The following is a 15,195-nucleotide window of genomic DNA, read 5'->3' as shown; positions in this document are numbered from 1 at the left end:
ACGAATTCGGTAGCGCTGAGAAGTGCTTGGCCCACTTTTACCAGTCCAGTCAAGGCCAAGCTCAGGCACCTGGAGACTTAGCTCGAACTACCGATTTCTCGGTAGAAAGCCTTGGCCTTAGGTCCAGCAACCGCACCTCCAGGTGAAGGGGAAGCAGGCCAGACAGTTCGGCAACAACCTGGGCCCTCTCGGCCTCCAGCATTGCTCTCAACCCGTCGACGTCCAACCGAGCTTTGCTATCTGGATGGTCCCAGCCACCATCGCTCGCAACAGTGATGAGTAAACAGCCTGACCGGCACAGCTCTGATGCCATGTACTTTTTGACCAGTTGATCCCTTATGGTGTCTCGAAGGTCTCTGCCCGAGCGTTTGTCAGCGAGCTTCAGTTCAATGACTGCCTGCTGCTCCGATGCCGTCGCTCTCAGCCGAATATCCGTTTCCTTCTCATCTGCGGTCACGCTTTCCTGATCCACGATGTAGGAATGATTGGCGGCACGCGCAAGCTCGCGAGCAATCTCCCTGCGCATCACCTTCTCTTCCAAAATCAGCGCCCACGCTGCCCTTGGCGAGTAGTCTCTGAGCAGCAGTTCGTCGATGTCATCAAGCCGGTCTTTCAATACCTGGAACACCTCTTCACGAGTGACGGGTGGAGACTCTCGATAGCGATCTATGGCAACAGCCTGACTGTCTTGCATTGCAGCAGACTCCGCTTCCTCCGCAGCTTTCTCCATAGAGAGGTGCAAAGCTCTGTCGCGGAAGTGGCTAAACATTGGATCGTTCGCCATCTCTATTTTTGCGGCCCATCCATCCGAACCTCGAGCGTTCAAAAGTGTATGAACGAGCGCCCCTCGTCCACGCTCCGCATGATCTCGGAGTCCAGGCGTAAAGGAGCCCTCATGAACAGCGTCGCCAGACGGGGGGACGTATCGATATGCAAGCCGAACGAGCCTCAAGAGCAATGCTGGCGTGAATTCAACGTCACGGACCCCATCAGCACAATCAGACCGATCTCCAAACAAGAAGCTGAACCACTTGAGTGTTTGATCTTGTTCAAGTGGACCCAAATCATTCAACACTTTTTCTAACTGATCTACCCCTTCATCAGGATTCAGCCGTATCAGCACCGGAAGCCAAACCCACGCAAAGGCGGAGTTAACGTCATGGCCTAGCTGTTGTCTAGCGTCGGCCAATATGTTGGCCTTGCAGCCAGCATCCCCAGCTTTGAGCAAAAGGTCTACGACCCGCCGCAATCGATCTGCAACGGCAGTCGCATCCTCGCCTTCTCGAACTTCATGGGTGAAGCTTTCAAGCCAAGTCTGAATTCTTGGAAGGAAGATTCTTTTGATGTCCTCTGAGGAGTCCCTGATGCACTGCAGAAACATGCAATGGACATGCGTCTTAGCAACCTGCTTCAATTCATCGAGCAGTTCTGGGCCAAGCACTGCATCAACCGCGGCAGGATGTGCCAGAACAAGGGCTTCAAACCACGAGGGAAAACCGTTCAACTCCATTGGCACATAACGAGCCGCCAACTCCGCTTCGTCCCGGGACAACTTGCGGGCCCAATTCTTGTCCTCCGCCTCTGCCGCAATGGCAGCCAATCCAAGCTGCCATCGAATCAGATAGGTATCTTTTTCACCTTCGGTTCTCTCTGATCGAAGAGTTGGTCGATCACTCCTCCACATTGGCCCCATGGCGACACGCAGGTGGTCCGCTACGTCTTTGCTGAAGTACTTTTCAATGAATCGCCTGCTCCACCCCGAAGAGCGACTCTCTTCACCGGATCGACTCATCACTTGCCACAAGCTCCAGGCGGTATTTCCTGACTTATCGGGGCTGAACGCCATCTGAGGCTGACTAGCGACCTCTCTCCAAAATTGAATCCAACTTGCATGGTTCTTTGCCGCGCGACGTCTATCGTCCTCCCCTTGCTTACGGTGACGCTCTCTCATCTTTTCCCATTTGGGATCAACGGGCCGAGGTCGTATCTTTTCTTCAAGAGCGGCAGCAAGCTCTGGAACATCAGCAACCTTGACTGCGAGCTTTACCGCGTAATCGCGCCAATCGCCCTGGCCATCCCACACGCCATACAGCGCAGCCTCAAGCATCAACGCACGTTCCGCCTGAGGGCGTTTCGCATCGCTTAACGCCGTCAACACCCACGCTTTGTCAGCTTCGCTATTGAATGAGAAGGGCCCGCGCTGACTGAGTTCGTAGAAACGCTCTTCCACTTTATCCGTTGGATGAAAGCGTTGACAAAAGGCATCGTCCATCCAAAACGCCTTTTCTCTAGGCCAGGGCACGCCATCTGCCAAAGCCGCCCTTAGCTTCTTGATTCGCTCCTGATCACCACGAAGTTGCCGTTCTTGGCGCTCCAGTCGGAGGACAAGAACGCAGGCCCACAGGAGTTCATCTGTCATCTCGCCGTCTGCGATCTGCCGAAGGCATACGGAAGCAAGTGATAGGAGCAGATCCTGCCGCTCACTTGTGAACCGACACCACTCGGAATGCCATTTCAACTCTTCGCAAACCAGGCCAACCATGCCTTCGCGTAGTTCGCTCAAGTACTCTTTTGAGACCTTGGCAGACGCAATCAATGGCGACCAAAAATGATCGAGATAGTCAACGCTTCTGGGCGATCGATTGAGGCGACCAAGAACACGACACAAACGATCAACAGGAAGGTAGGAAGGAAAGAGCTTCGGAATCAACAACTCCGCAAGTTTGCTGGGCCACATGACCGGGTCTTGCGCGATGGAGCAGGTGATCTCTTCCAGCCGCGGATCACCCAATGTGACGAGCACATCAATTGCATCCATGCGTTCGCTTGAACCGGCATCCCGTGTCATCGCTACGGCATACGCGATGTCAGCCCCCGCTGGCATCGCGGCGGCTGCAATGATTTCCAGCAATAGCTCCCTGACTTCTGGACTGCTGATTCCCTTGTTCCAGAGCCGCAGCACCTCAGGCCCGAGTTCCGGAGCTGCAAATCGATGCACTTGCAAGCGTGGCACATGCATGCCGCGCCAATGTCCTTCACCGTAACGTCCGACATACGCCCTTAGCGCGCTGGCACGCATTTCAATCGTTAGCGATTCTGGGTCTCCATGATTGAGCAGCACCTCGGGTTCGCGCTCACAGACTTCGGCGTAAATCTCAGGTCGGCTGATGGACAGCCATGCGGCAACAGGACGCATGGATGGCCGCACAACCCTGTCCCCATACGGAGACTCAGCAAACAGCATGCGTTTGACTGCCTTTACAGACATGCCTCGGTCTAACAGTTCAGAAAAGCGATGCGCGGCCAAGTATTCAACGACTGACCTGTGATGGAAGCGAACTCGTCCATATCCAGCAAAGCCAAAAAGGGCCCGTTCAAGCAAAGTCTTTTGATCAGGGCCTGACCAGCCAGTCAAGATCACAGCAGGGTCGCTGGCCGTACCTGGTGCACCACCCCTATCGGCTTCTGCGCTGTGGCGAATCGTGAGCTTTCGCGTCAGTAACATCGCGAACGCCAAACGACTGGCGCCTTCCAATGCCTGTTCGTTTGTCAGGTGCGCCACCTCTCTGCCATTTGATCTGGGCTTCAACTTGACGCTGATGTTGTGCGCAACTTGCTCTCGGTGAGTTCGAATGCGGTGGTGATCTCGCCAATCAGCACACAGCTCAATCAAATCTTGAGGGCGCCTTGCAAATTCCTCAGCGTTGCGCTTTCGGATGTCCTCAAGCATTGCATCTGCGTCGGTTACCCCCTCCAGTTCAGCAAATGCTCGTATCTGCTCGTTTGATAGCGGCATGAGTGCCACGCAACGCCAATCAACTGGCCTATCTTTGTCTTCAGCTTTTGAGCGATGCATGGCAAGGTCAGCAAAAGCTTGTTCGCTGGCTTCAGCAACACTGAAATCGGGGACCGGAAGCAGCCGTTCCAACAGCGCTCGCTCAATTGGGATTGGACGCGAAGTGATAACCACCTTAAGGCGGCCGAGATGGCCATCAACAGCCCGTTTAAGACGTTTGAGTGCGTTTTCAAGATTGCCTAGCGTCAGCTTCAGTTCATCGATTGAGTCCAAAAATACGATGGCTACATCCGACTGAGACACACGCCAGGCGTCGAACCGTCGAAGCTCCTCAGGATCCAACAAATCGCATGGATCATTGCAAGACAGTTCTGCCAACTCAAAGAAAAAAGCCGGCTCGCCAGCGGCCCAGCGCTCATCGCGCTCAGCTCGACACTCATACGTCTTTCCTGCACCGGCTTCTGAAACGACGAGCACACGGGGTGACTGCAGCAAGTCGCTCCATCCCGTCTCGCTCTTTATCCCCATCTGGGCAAAGATGGCAGCCTGCTCGGCTGCATCCTCAACCCCTTCTTTGAGGTCGTGAAAGCTGCGGTGAATGCGTACCATTGTGTGACTCATATGCCATCAATGAATTGCCGTTGAGCCATAGCCCGTGCTGTGCGCAATCTACTCATCTTGCTTCGCCTTTGTCAGCGACTCACACGTGGCTTTCTTTTCTCAATGCCGCCTTGAGTTGCCGACTCAAGTTCGCTGACGGCCTCACGCACATGCTCCAACGCTCGTTGCACTGGAGATATCGCTTCCTCACCTCCTGCCAAGCTGGCTGCAACAGCACGCAAGCAATGATTCAGTACAGATGTGGGAGCACCAAGCTGTTCATTCTCATAGCGAGACAAGCAGGAGCGGTCAACCTTCAGCACTGCAGCGAACTGCTTCTGATTCAGTAAACCCCGAGCGGTCTTAATCAATTGACCTTGCGATGTGGGAAACGTTTTTGGGTCCATTAATTGCTATAACAGCACATAAATGCGACAATAGCACACAAAGCAATGCAGCGAACGATGGCCTAACATGCATTGCAAAGGAGAGTGAATGGCACGCGCAGACCAAGTCAAAGCTCTTCTTCGTGCCTATGCGGGCAACGAAGAAGCGCAGTTCATTTCGGTAGCACTACAGGTGGCGGCCGAGGAAGCTCAGCGCGGGCACGTCAAGCTTGCTGCGGAGCTACGCGATCTCATTGAGTCTGCACGCGCGCCTTCATCGCCGAGGTCAAAGGCGAGAGCGTTGCCATTGGCACAGCCACGCGGAGAGTTGGCCGAGCTATTGACTGCGCAGTACCCTCAGCAACACTTAAGCCAAATGGTTCTCTCTGCGGAGGTAGAGCAAAAATTGGCAAGGGTCTTACGAGAACAACGTCAACATGAGCGGCTGAGTGGCCATGGCCTTATGCCCCGTCGCAAGCTTTTATTGGTAGGTCCACCAGGGACAGGTAAAACGCTTACGGCCAGCGTATTGGCAACTGAGCTTCGACTACCTCTCTTTGTCGCACGCTTCGATAGCCTGATCACAAAGTTCATGGGCGAAAGCTCATCAAAACTTCGCCTGGTGTTCGATGCATTGAAAGCGACACGCGGCGTTTACCTATTTGACGAATTCGATTCCTTAGGACTGCAGCGAGGTAGTCAGCATGATGTCGCTGAGATGCGGCGCACCCTGAACATGTTTCTGCAACTCATTGAGCAGGACACTTCCGACAGCCTTATCGTGGCAGCAACGAACCACGGCACCTCGCTCGACACAGCCTTGTTTCGACGTTTTGATGACGTCATACGCTATAGCACGCCAGACGATGCTCAAATCGAAGTCCTACTTCGCAATAGCCTGGCGCTACTTGCTCAGCCATCACTCGATTACCCTCAACTTGCGCAGCACGGACGCGGGCTTTCACATTCAGACATTGTCCGGGCCTGTGAAGACGCCATGAAAGATGCGGTGCTTGAACATGAAGATCACGTCAATGCGCAAAGCGTAATAGCGCATTTGAAAGAGCGATCATCTAGCCAGCTCCAACTCATCTAATACGACGAGAAGTTACCAGAAGCAACATTCTTAGGCTAGAGTGGCAAAATCAAAAACAGATTGGCCACAGGGATGACAGAACCTCTCGACCACTTGCTCGTCGCCGGGTACAAGGAAAGCCAAGACTTCAAATCGACGCTGTCAGTTAGAAAGTCTCCGCCGCCACAAAGGGAGCGCCAAACACATGGGCAAAAACTCTTAACCCAACTCGCTAATTTGACGGCCGAGGCGCAGAGCCTCGCCAAGCGCCGAGCAGAACTTCAACTTCCCGCAAGCAGCGGGATGACCATCGCAATTGAAGTCTCCCCACCAGGAGCAATTGACTATTCCAAACAGCTGGAATGGAAAAGAGATGGCATTGAGGTACTGAGCGTTGCCGACGCAGGGGGTACCGAGATTGTCGCGCTCCACGTTCCTGAAGGTAGCCTAGCGGCCTTCGAGACTCGAGTAAGAGATTACCTAACCAAAGACGTCCAAGCACGAAAACCGGGGCAACCAGACAAACCTAAAAATGCCGCGTTGGTGAATGCAATCGAGTCATTTCGCAAAGCCGCGTTTGATGAACTTTGGACAGACGATGTCATCGCACCACCAAAAGCAGACCTGCTTGAGTGGGTTCAGATATGGTTGCGATTTAGCACCGGAACACCTCGTGCTTTGCGAGACGCCTTCGCCGAATCGGCAACGCGGTTTGGCATCGAGATAGAACAAGGGTATGTCAGCTTTCCCGGAAGAATAGTTGTTGCAGCACGTAGTACACGAGCATCTTTGGAACAGGCCCTAGAACTATTGGACTTGGTTGCTGAAATTCGCGGAGTTGCTCCGACTGCAGAGTTCTATCTCTCCAACCTCAGGCCTCATGAGCAGGCTGAATGGATTCAGGATCTTCACGCTCGGTCAACGTATGCTCCTGCGGAAGATGCGGCCTATATCACCCTTTTGGATACTGGCGTCAACCAAGGCCACCCTTTGTTAGCCTCGCTTTTAGATCAAGCTGACTTGCATGCTGTCGAAGACCATTGGGGATCAACGGATCACGCAGGGCATGGGACAGAGATGGCTGGCCTGGCATCACATGGTGACCTGACTAGCCCACTGGCCTCGAGCGCCTTGAACTTAATTCCGCACCGTCTTGAGTCAGTAAAAATTCTTCCTCCGACGGGACAAAATGCCGCACATCTCTATGGATGGGTCACGACTCAAGCGGTCAGTAAGGTTGAAGAAATCCAACCTGATCGTCGACGCACGTTCGCGATGATGACCACATCAATAGGGGCGACAGCAGGCTTACCAACTGAGTGGTCAGCAGCCATTGACGGCTTAGCATTTGGCCTGAACGCCGCCACGAGTTACTTTCATGGCGCATCCTTACCCGAGCAACACGAGCAATTGTTGACAAGGCGGCTCGTAATCCTCGCGGCCGGCAATGTCCCATGGCAGCATTGGACAAACTACCCTGCGCAAAATGATCTGTCGCCTGTGGAGAATCCCGGGCAAGCTTGGAACGCGCTTACTGTCGGGGCATGCACCAGCATGATCACCATCGACCAAGCCAAATGGCCGTCACTGGCCGCGATTGGAAGGACGGGACTTTTATCTCCAGCATCGACAACCTCGCTTCTATGGAGGCGAACTTGGCCCTTCAAGCCGGACGTCGTGGCTGAAGGCGGCAACGGCTCTCTCGATAGCAGAATGGCCGCGTCCGTCACAGTTGGACCGGAGAGCCTTCGCCTGCTCACCACTTCACACGACATCACCAAAACGCTGCTAGCCGAAACCGGTGATACCAGTGCAGCGGCCGCTGAAGTGGCCCGCGTCTGTGGTCATTTACAGGCACGCTATCCAGATTACTGGCCAGAGACGGTTCGAGCCTTGGTGATCCACGGCGCTCGCTTTACGCCGCAAATGCGTGCACACCTTCCGCTTGTACCCCTCAAAGCGCACAAAGAGGCATTGCTAAGGCGGTATGGCTATGGTCGCGTTGAATTAGAAAGTTCATTGAACTCCACACGCCAGCAACCGACGCTTGTATTGCAAGAAACGATTGCCCCTTACACAAAGGAAGATGGCAGCATCAAGCTCAAAGAATTGAACATGCATGAGCTTCCATGGCCACAAACACAGCTGTTAGAGGCCGGTGGTGCATCAGTTGCCCTGCGAGTCACGCTATCGTATTTTGTTGAACCCAACCCAAGTCATCGAGGTTGGCAAAGCAAGTTTCGCTATCAATCACACGGCTTGAGGTTTGCCGTTAAAGGATCTATTGAAACGGAAGATCGCTTTCGGCAAAGAATTAACAAGCTTGAACGAGAAGAACTGGAGCCAGACGAACAGGAGTCAATGAGTGACCCGGATAGGGAGCATTGGTTTCTAGGCTCGCAATTGCGAGCACGCGGATCCGTTCATTCCGATGTGTGGATTGGCAACGCAGCGCAGCTAGCGGCCAAGTCCCACATTGCGATCTTCCCGGTCGGCGGTTGGTGGAAAGACTGGAAAGAAAGTCAGAGGCAATCCGTCACAGTCCGGTATTCCTTGGTAGTCACTCTAGAAATACTGGAAGACGTTGATGTCGATCTGTACACGCCTATAGCAAACCTAATCGGTATCCCGATTCCTGTTAGCACCTGATTACGTAAGACATGCAGCGAATAGGTCACTCATACTTCTGAAGCAAGGTAGCTTTGAAGATGGGCACCCGCACGGGTGCCCATCCAACGGTGCCCTCAATGCATTCACAGCAATGGCATGCTGAACTTCATATCACGCGATCCCCATAACAAACGTCTTTGCCTTACAGGAAGAGTGAATCCCATACCCGAGTTGGCATAGGACGCGAACTCCGCATCAATTTGCGTTTTGGGAATGTGCGTTGCAGCTATGTAGTGATTAAGAATTGCATTGACATCTTCCAACGGAAGGATGTCCTTCGCGACATGACGTTCAGGACTGGCGACGGAGTCATTCACATGCCACTTGGTAGCGACACCACGCTGCAGCAAATTTCTAAAGACAGCCCACTCATACAGCAAAACACCGTTGCGCTCAATGCAGTTCAAAGCGGGCATCGTATGCACAACGACATAGTGCCCATCTCGCCGAAGCCTTTCTTCTGTGAGGCCCATCTTTGGAAATTTTCCCCTGACTTGGTCCAAGACAGATTGCTCCCCCAGCCTATCTCGCAAAGCTGCAATCTGCGCTACACCTGAGGTCAACGGGCTGTTCTTGTGAGTCAGCGCGCGCAGTTCATCTCCAATGGTTGCGAATCGGCTTTCTCGCTTGTATTTAGACTGTACAAAGAAAAACTTGCCTCTCGCTTTATCAAAAATAATCAAATCACAATCGAGCTTAGGTGCGCCATTCTCTGCCGGACGTTTAAATCCACTTGCCACAACGTAGTCTTCAGAAGCCGTTGATCTGATGTAGTCGAGCATGTAGACCTCCTCAAACCATTCCCCCAATCGCCTGGAATCGTCACTGCTCAAAGCAACGTCACTAGCCATGTTCATCGCGTGAGACAAGGCTACATTTCCCATCAAGATATCCCCGTCAGAGTTGATAACAACGCTTTTATCTTGGGGGCGACTCTTCTGCTGCCTATCAATAATCTCGCGCAGGATCTCCTCGTCAAGGCCGATACGCAAAAAACACTCTTCTGAGTTGCGCAATACATGCTCATTGGCAATTCGCACAATTTCTAGCGCAACGAACCATCGGCAGAGTGCGCGGGCTTTCCGAACAGCCCCAGACAGTTCGGGCGGCACCACGGCCCGATGCCCAATGAAAAAAAACTTGTCCAGGAACAGTGCTTCAAGCAAGTGCCATAGGCGTCCAGGAATTTTCTCGATGATGCTCTCGCCATGCCGGGAACTAGACCCAAGCTCATCAACAACTTGCTTAAGCGAGAGGTGCAACGACACCAAGCTATTGCTCTCCAAGCTTGTCGCCCAGAGTCTTTGAGTCATCGCTGCATGCCCCTCATTGGTTAGCCGAAATGACAGTTCCTTCCGCGATGATTTCACCGAGTACAGCCCGGTCAAGCACAGGAAGATCGCATCATGCACAGCGAGGCAGCGCACAGCAATGACCGCCTCCTTGTTAGTTAGCGCTCTTACGGAGCCAGTGCTTTCTGTTGATTCATGCAGCGCATCGCGAACCAGCTCTTCAAGCAAAATCACATGCTGCTGGAACAGCAATGCTGATTGCTCTAGCAACAATGATGGATGGGCGGCATTGAACAAACCTGTTACTGGTTCTAGTACGTCTTTCACAAGACCAACAAGCGAGCCTAGATGCTTCCCTCCCTTAAGCGTTTCCCATACGACACCAATCCTGCGGTAGACCTCCGATGCTTGATTTGATAGGTGCGCCTCAACCAACTCGCAGCTTTGCGAGGTGTAGGGTGAACGAATGAAATGCAATAGAACTTTCAACCTGGCTGGATCGAATAAAATTTCATCAGGCAGCCTTGCAAGCATAAAGTTCCTTCCCAAAGTTATTGCGACCAGCTTGTCATAAACAAGCTTGATGTTTGACCCCCCGATTGGATATTAGTCACTCACGTTTGAGTTCAAGATCGTTGCCGAAAACATCAATACGCCGGAAAAAATACTGCCGACATCCATCCACCGTCGGACCACTAACCGGCTTGGCAGCCATTTCAACAAGCAAAGCCTTTGGCGAGCGCCCCCAAGCTTTTGCCAGCGCGGCAAGAGCTACAAAGTCATTTTGGAATTGGCCAACACTAGCAAGGGGCACTCTCCATCCGATGCGCACCTCTTTCCGAGCTTGCAGCAACCCAGCCTTCACCAAGCTATAGGCCACCTCCTGTTTAAGCCCCAACTTTTTCGCCGCTTGATCTACGGTGAGGGCATCGTCTTTCGTCGCCCGGCAGGAACTCAGCCAATTTTTGGCATCTTGCTTACCCACACTCGCCATGCCTATGGGTACCTCTGTCTTTGATGGGCCATGCACCTTCAGCACGCCGAACAACACAGCCCGCACAAGCTCAACGCTCTCGCCTGACCGCAGGCAGCCATACTTCAATAGGTCATGAACGGTGGTGCACGCGGGGCCGCTTGGAAGGCCGCTCACGACATAAAGGCGTTCAACCTCCTTCTTAGGAATCAACCAGGCCGCACGCTTTTTCTGCGTTGATCGAGATACAGCAGGCGCGATGACATCCGCCGCAATCAATTCCCGGAGTCTTCGCTCTGGCAATGCGAGATCTTGGGAAGCCTCTTCCAATGTCATCACGCCATCTGCCAACGCCTTCAATTTAACAACCGCATCGACGTGCAAAGTGTGAGCTTGCCGTCCAGACGACATTTGGACAGTCACAAATGCTTGTTGGCGCCTCGCCAGTTGCCGAGCAACGCCCTGATTTACTCCAATCGCCGATGCCGCCTGTGGAATCGTAATCCGAGGGTGCATTTCAACCGTACTTTTTCGAAGCAGCCCATTGCGCTTACTCAGCGTGCCTTGCCAGGCATCATGAAGGTAGTCTTCAAAGGCGTCTCGAATGAACTGATAGCAATCATCAGCAAGATCTTCATAGATCACCCTGTACAGAGGCGAAAAGGTCTGACGAACGCTCAGGCTTACCTTTGCTGATCCATGAAGATCACGCAGGACCGAATGAAAGCCTTTCGGCCATTCTTCGAAGAAAGCCGCAGCTCCCTGGATCAATGGCCTGGCCACCGACATCAGATGCAGGTGTGCGATTTGGCCTGGCCTGGTTGGTCTAGCGCCAACAGTGAAGGAGCCAAGGTAGTGAACCGCTCTGTGGAGCATTGCCACACTCAGATGAAGCCATGGACGGCCTTGCGCCGCAACCTGATGGCCTCCTTGAAGCGCCGCGGTAAGTAGGCAAATGGAATCGCTTGCATGCTCGATCTCCAATGACTGAATCATGGCCCCGCATTGACACCGAAGCATCGACGTGCCTGTCCATGTTCGTGATTCTCCGCAAAGGGAGCATGCATCTTGTAGCCATGCTCGATGTGTGGTGCAGACGCATGACAACTTCAGTTCCCAAGCCCCTTGCATGATTGCCTTCTCCCTCAAACACCGCGAGCACCATCGACATCGGCTTTGGTTGAAATCAACAACGGCAAGTCCATGCGGAACAGCTGTATAGCCCCAACCCTTGGAGAGTGGGCCAAACAGCCAACGGCGTTCCTTGTTTGTGAGAAGCAATCGATCGCACAACAAAGAAAATGGCGCCGCGTCTGCTGAAGCCAGGCTCGCGTAGAAGGACCTCAGGGTTGTATAGCCATTGGATTGGGCAACCCTGATCAAGTAGCCCCTGGTGGACTCTCCACAAACCGGTCTCGGTCTCAACGGAAAGAGATGTGGTTTAGGCGGTGGGACGCTCGTTTCGCTCATCGTCAGGCCATTCCAACGTCAAACGCATATCCAACAGCTCGTGAATGGCAAGCAGCAAGGTAGCGCTGGAGTCCGGCTGCTCTTCAATCAGGCGCGTATCAGGACTGCTGTTCAAAGCCAATTGGTAAGTAGTTGACAAGCTCATGCTAGACCGCACAATCTTTCCGCACTTCTCATCAATGCGTCGAGACAACCGACGCCGATATCTTTCAGCACGGGCACCAATCATGTGTACCGATTGGCTGGCGATCCGCCGGTCCCACTTGGTGGGGTCCCACACGCTGGTCGATATCGGTCCCAGTAGCCATTCATCGACCATGCGTACCGGTCGCTCCGATAGCAATGTCTGTCGCAGCAACCCCGCTAGCCATAGGCTTCTATAGCGAGCAAGCAAGCCCTTTGTAGGCCCCAACTTGTTCAAATCAAGTTCTCTGGGGCCCCGTCCGTTCAATAGCCATTGGCACAACTGAAGCTTTGCCTCGACGGCTGTGCTTGTGCGCATTGCCGCAATCGGCATCCCACACTGGCAGCGCCAATCTTTAGCTAAGGTGCCCCAACTGAGTGTTGCCGTGCAGTTCGAGCATTGCGAAATCAATTCGATTTCATGGCTAGGGCATGCATTAATGTGCGGCAGATCAAAGCGCAATAGATGGACGTCCATCTCTTCAACGCATCGACTGCAGAAGCGACCTCGGTTCCACCAATGAAACCATTTTGACACTCCAAATCGTCTGATCAATTCAAAGGCGTTTCGCTCAGAGCTAAGCAAACCAGCTATGCGGTCCATCCCGAACAAGTACTTGAAAGCCTGGCTTGAAAAATCTGAATGTTGCCCACGTCGCACAGCAATGCAAGCCGCCCTGATGTGTGGCGGAAGCTGGTGACCATTGGTGGTATAGAACCTCCAGCAGTACCCGTACAAACTCTCGCCAACCACTGGTTCAGGTCGGATTGCGTATTCGTGAAAACTCTTCCACTTACCCACGGCGCGTCCTTCCGTGACCCAACGTATCTGATAGTTGAAATGGCTCACCACCGCGATCAAGGCGACGGAACTCGAAATCTTGATGAAATGGATTCAACTTACCTTCTGCATGAACCCAGATCTCTTCGCGGAAAGCGCGTTCGAGTACCTCCGTATCAATGGTTTCGTAGTCAAGCTCCATTGATAGCTGCATGGCCGCAAACAACAGCTTCTTGATATAGGCCACGCGACCATCACTGGCATAGTAAAGACGCATACCCATTTCCTGAGGAGCATATGGACTGGCCGTCACAGGTGTATGAATCAAAGACGCCAGTGACAGGAATAGCTGAAGGCACTCGGTCTCCACGCTGTCGGTGTCGCTTTGGCCAAGTGCCAATTTGATTCGTCGAGAGAAGCGGCGACGCAGTTGCTCATTGGTTTGCAACAACTGCTCAAGCCGAGGCAGCCCCAGCATGACTGTAGGGATGCTAATTTCGTCGATCAGATGCTTGAACCAGTCGGCCACCATGTAGTGCATGCGGACATCACCCCGATCCTGCAGGTGTTGTGCCTCATCAAACAAGATCAACTCAACGCCGCAACCCTTTATCAAGGTAACGATGCGAGCTGTCTTATTGGTGATCGTGCCTCTCCCCCAATCAGGATCCCCCAGCGACCGCAAGATGCTCTCTGCATTGCCACCGACTGTCGCGGCCGGAGGGATGGTGACAACCAATACGCTGATGTGATCTCGCTCAGGCAGATGCGCAACCGGGTGCTGAGCAAGGAGCCATCGGCATAAGCTGCTCTTGCCAGTCCCTGCCTCGCCCAGAACAAGCATGTGCCGTGCAAGTCCTGATTCGCGAAACAAGTTGAGGTTGGACTCGATGGCTTCCTTCGCTGCGACAAAGGGTGGAAAGGGTATGTATTGCTCTTCGAATGCCCGCAGCTGTTCAGTTGCAGCCACGCTCATTTCTTGGGCTCCTTACCCATTTTGAAGGGCAGAATAATCTGGGGAGGCTGGACTTTCACATCCACGACCTTCTGATCTGGACGGTGACGACTCTGCTTTGCATCGTCTTTCTTGCTCAGCTGGGCATCTGGCTTGGTACTGCTCACGCCGCGGATCGCTCCAGATCGCTGACGAGCTTTCTGCGCGCGGCTATTCGCTAGTTTTTCAACCGCTTCGACAAGTTCTTCGCGCGCCCGCTGGACTGCAGCTTCATTGCAGATCCCCTTGCTGCTCTCACGCGCCAGCTCCCTTATCAAGGCGTTTTGCCTAGCGGTCAAACCTTTGGCAAACTCATATTTGAGCGCGCGTACAGAGACTGGATCTTCATCATCTGGTCCCCACACCTGTATCTCGCCCAAGTCCTCTGGATCGAATGCAACACGCACACAGACACCCGCCCCATAAGCTCGCAAGATGGGACTGAGCTCGTCGCCGCTATATCGAAGCCCGTTGAGTTCTATCCCATCGGCCCGAAGCTTGCGCTCTGTGATTTGGCCGATGCGGCGAAGCAGTAAATCTCGGTTGGCCGGCAACTCAGGTTCATGCAGCTTGACGCCCTCTTTCCACCGCTGCATCGGCGTGGTTCCAATCCCTCGATGGATCCTTTGCGCATAGACGTCAAGAATCCATTTCTCAAATATTTGTTTGAACTCTGCAAGCGTCAACAGGGCGTGTTTTTCTGGGTCGTAGTCACCACGCTGATAGAACCTCGCAAAGCTGGTACCAGGAAGTTGGTGCGCAAAGTGATGATTGATTGTCTTGAGAAAGCGCTCGACCACCCCTTTGAAGCGCGGTTGCCGCGCAGGGCAAAACTCAATTCTGATGCGCAGGTCCATCGCGATGCTTTCCAACGTTGTTCCAAGGAACTCAAGGCCGTTGTCAACGATGAGTGCTTCTGGAACGTAAGCGGTAAGCCTGCGGCGTTCTTCCCTTGCGCGAGGCTGCTCCCCAGAA

General features: G+C 53.4%; 8 protein-coding genes and 1 pseudogene. 2 read left to right on the top strand and 7 right to left on the bottom strand.

Annotation, left to right across the window (positions count from 1 at the left end; genetic code table 11):
• Positions 1 to 61: 61 nt before the first annotated feature.
• Complete coding sequence (locus PSV38_RS08055) at positions 62 to 4,405, bottom strand: ATP-binding protein (RefSeq protein ID WP_300546421.1); 4,344 nt, start codon at positions 4,403 to 4,405, stop codon at positions 62 to 64.
• Between the two features lie 486 nt (positions 4,406 to 4,891).
• Here PSV38_RS08055 and PSV38_RS08050 point away from each other — a divergent pair, with 486 nt between their 5' ends.
• Both PSV38_RS08050 and PSV38_RS08045 read left to right on the top strand, forming a co-directional pair.
• Positions 4,892 to 5,878: an ATP-binding protein gene (locus PSV38_RS08050; protein WP_300546420.1), complete on the top strand. Its 987-nt coding sequence runs from the start codon at positions 4,892 to 4,894 to the stop codon at positions 5,876 to 5,878.
• Between the two features lie 72 nt (positions 5,879 to 5,950).
• On the top strand, positions 5,951 to 8,506 hold the full coding sequence (locus PSV38_RS08045) for a S8 family peptidase (protein ID WP_300546419.1): 2,556 nt from the start codon (positions 5,951 to 5,953) through the stop codon (positions 8,504 to 8,506).
• A gap of 104 nt (positions 8,507 to 8,610) precedes the next feature.
• Here PSV38_RS08045 and PSV38_RS08040 read toward each other — a convergent pair whose 3' ends face one another.
• The 6 genes and pseudogenes from PSV38_RS08040 to PSV38_RS08025 form a co-directional block, all read right to left on the bottom strand.
• A complete protein-coding gene (locus PSV38_RS08040; protein ID WP_300546418.1) occupies positions 8,611 to 10,353 on the bottom strand; it encodes a hypothetical protein in 1,743 nt (580 codons plus the stop codon).
• Positions 10,354 to 10,429: 76 nt separating this feature from the next.
• Positions 10,430 to 11,788, bottom strand: a complete 1,359-nt coding sequence (locus PSV38_RS08035) for a helix-turn-helix domain-containing protein (RefSeq protein WP_300546417.1) — start codon at positions 11,786 to 11,788, stop codon at positions 10,430 to 10,432.
• Positions 11,789 to 11,875: 87 nt separating this feature from the next.
• Positions 11,876 to 12,262: pseudogene (locus PSV38_RS20440) on the bottom strand (TniQ family protein); the annotation flags it as partial.
• Positions 12,234 to 13,247 (bottom strand): TniQ family protein, encoded by a 1,014-nt coding sequence (locus tag PSV38_RS20435; RefSeq protein WP_366526650.1) that lies wholly within the window; start codon positions 13,245 to 13,247, stop codon positions 12,234 to 12,236. The gene PSV38_RS20435 and the pseudogene PSV38_RS20440, both read right to left, overlap by 29 nt.
• Positions 13,240 to 14,202, bottom strand: a complete 963-nt coding sequence (locus tag PSV38_RS08030; RefSeq protein WP_300546416.1) for a TniB family NTP-binding protein — start codon at positions 14,200 to 14,202, stop codon at positions 13,240 to 13,242. Before PSV38_RS08030 ends, PSV38_RS20435 begins: the two co-directional genes overlap by 8 nt.
• Positions 14,199 to 15,195 (bottom strand): Mu transposase C-terminal domain-containing protein (locus PSV38_RS08025; RefSeq protein ID WP_300546415.1); only part of this gene is annotated, 997 nt, incomplete at its 5' end. The genes PSV38_RS08025 and PSV38_RS08030, both read right to left, overlap by 4 nt.

Source organism: Aquabacterium sp., from assembly GCF_029946005.1.
Classification (GTDB): domain Bacteria; phylum Pseudomonadota; class Gammaproteobacteria; order Burkholderiales; family Burkholderiaceae_C; genus Aquabacterium.
The sequence above is the reverse complement of the archived record's forward strand: the minus strand, read 5'-3'. Positions and strand labels throughout refer to the sequence as shown.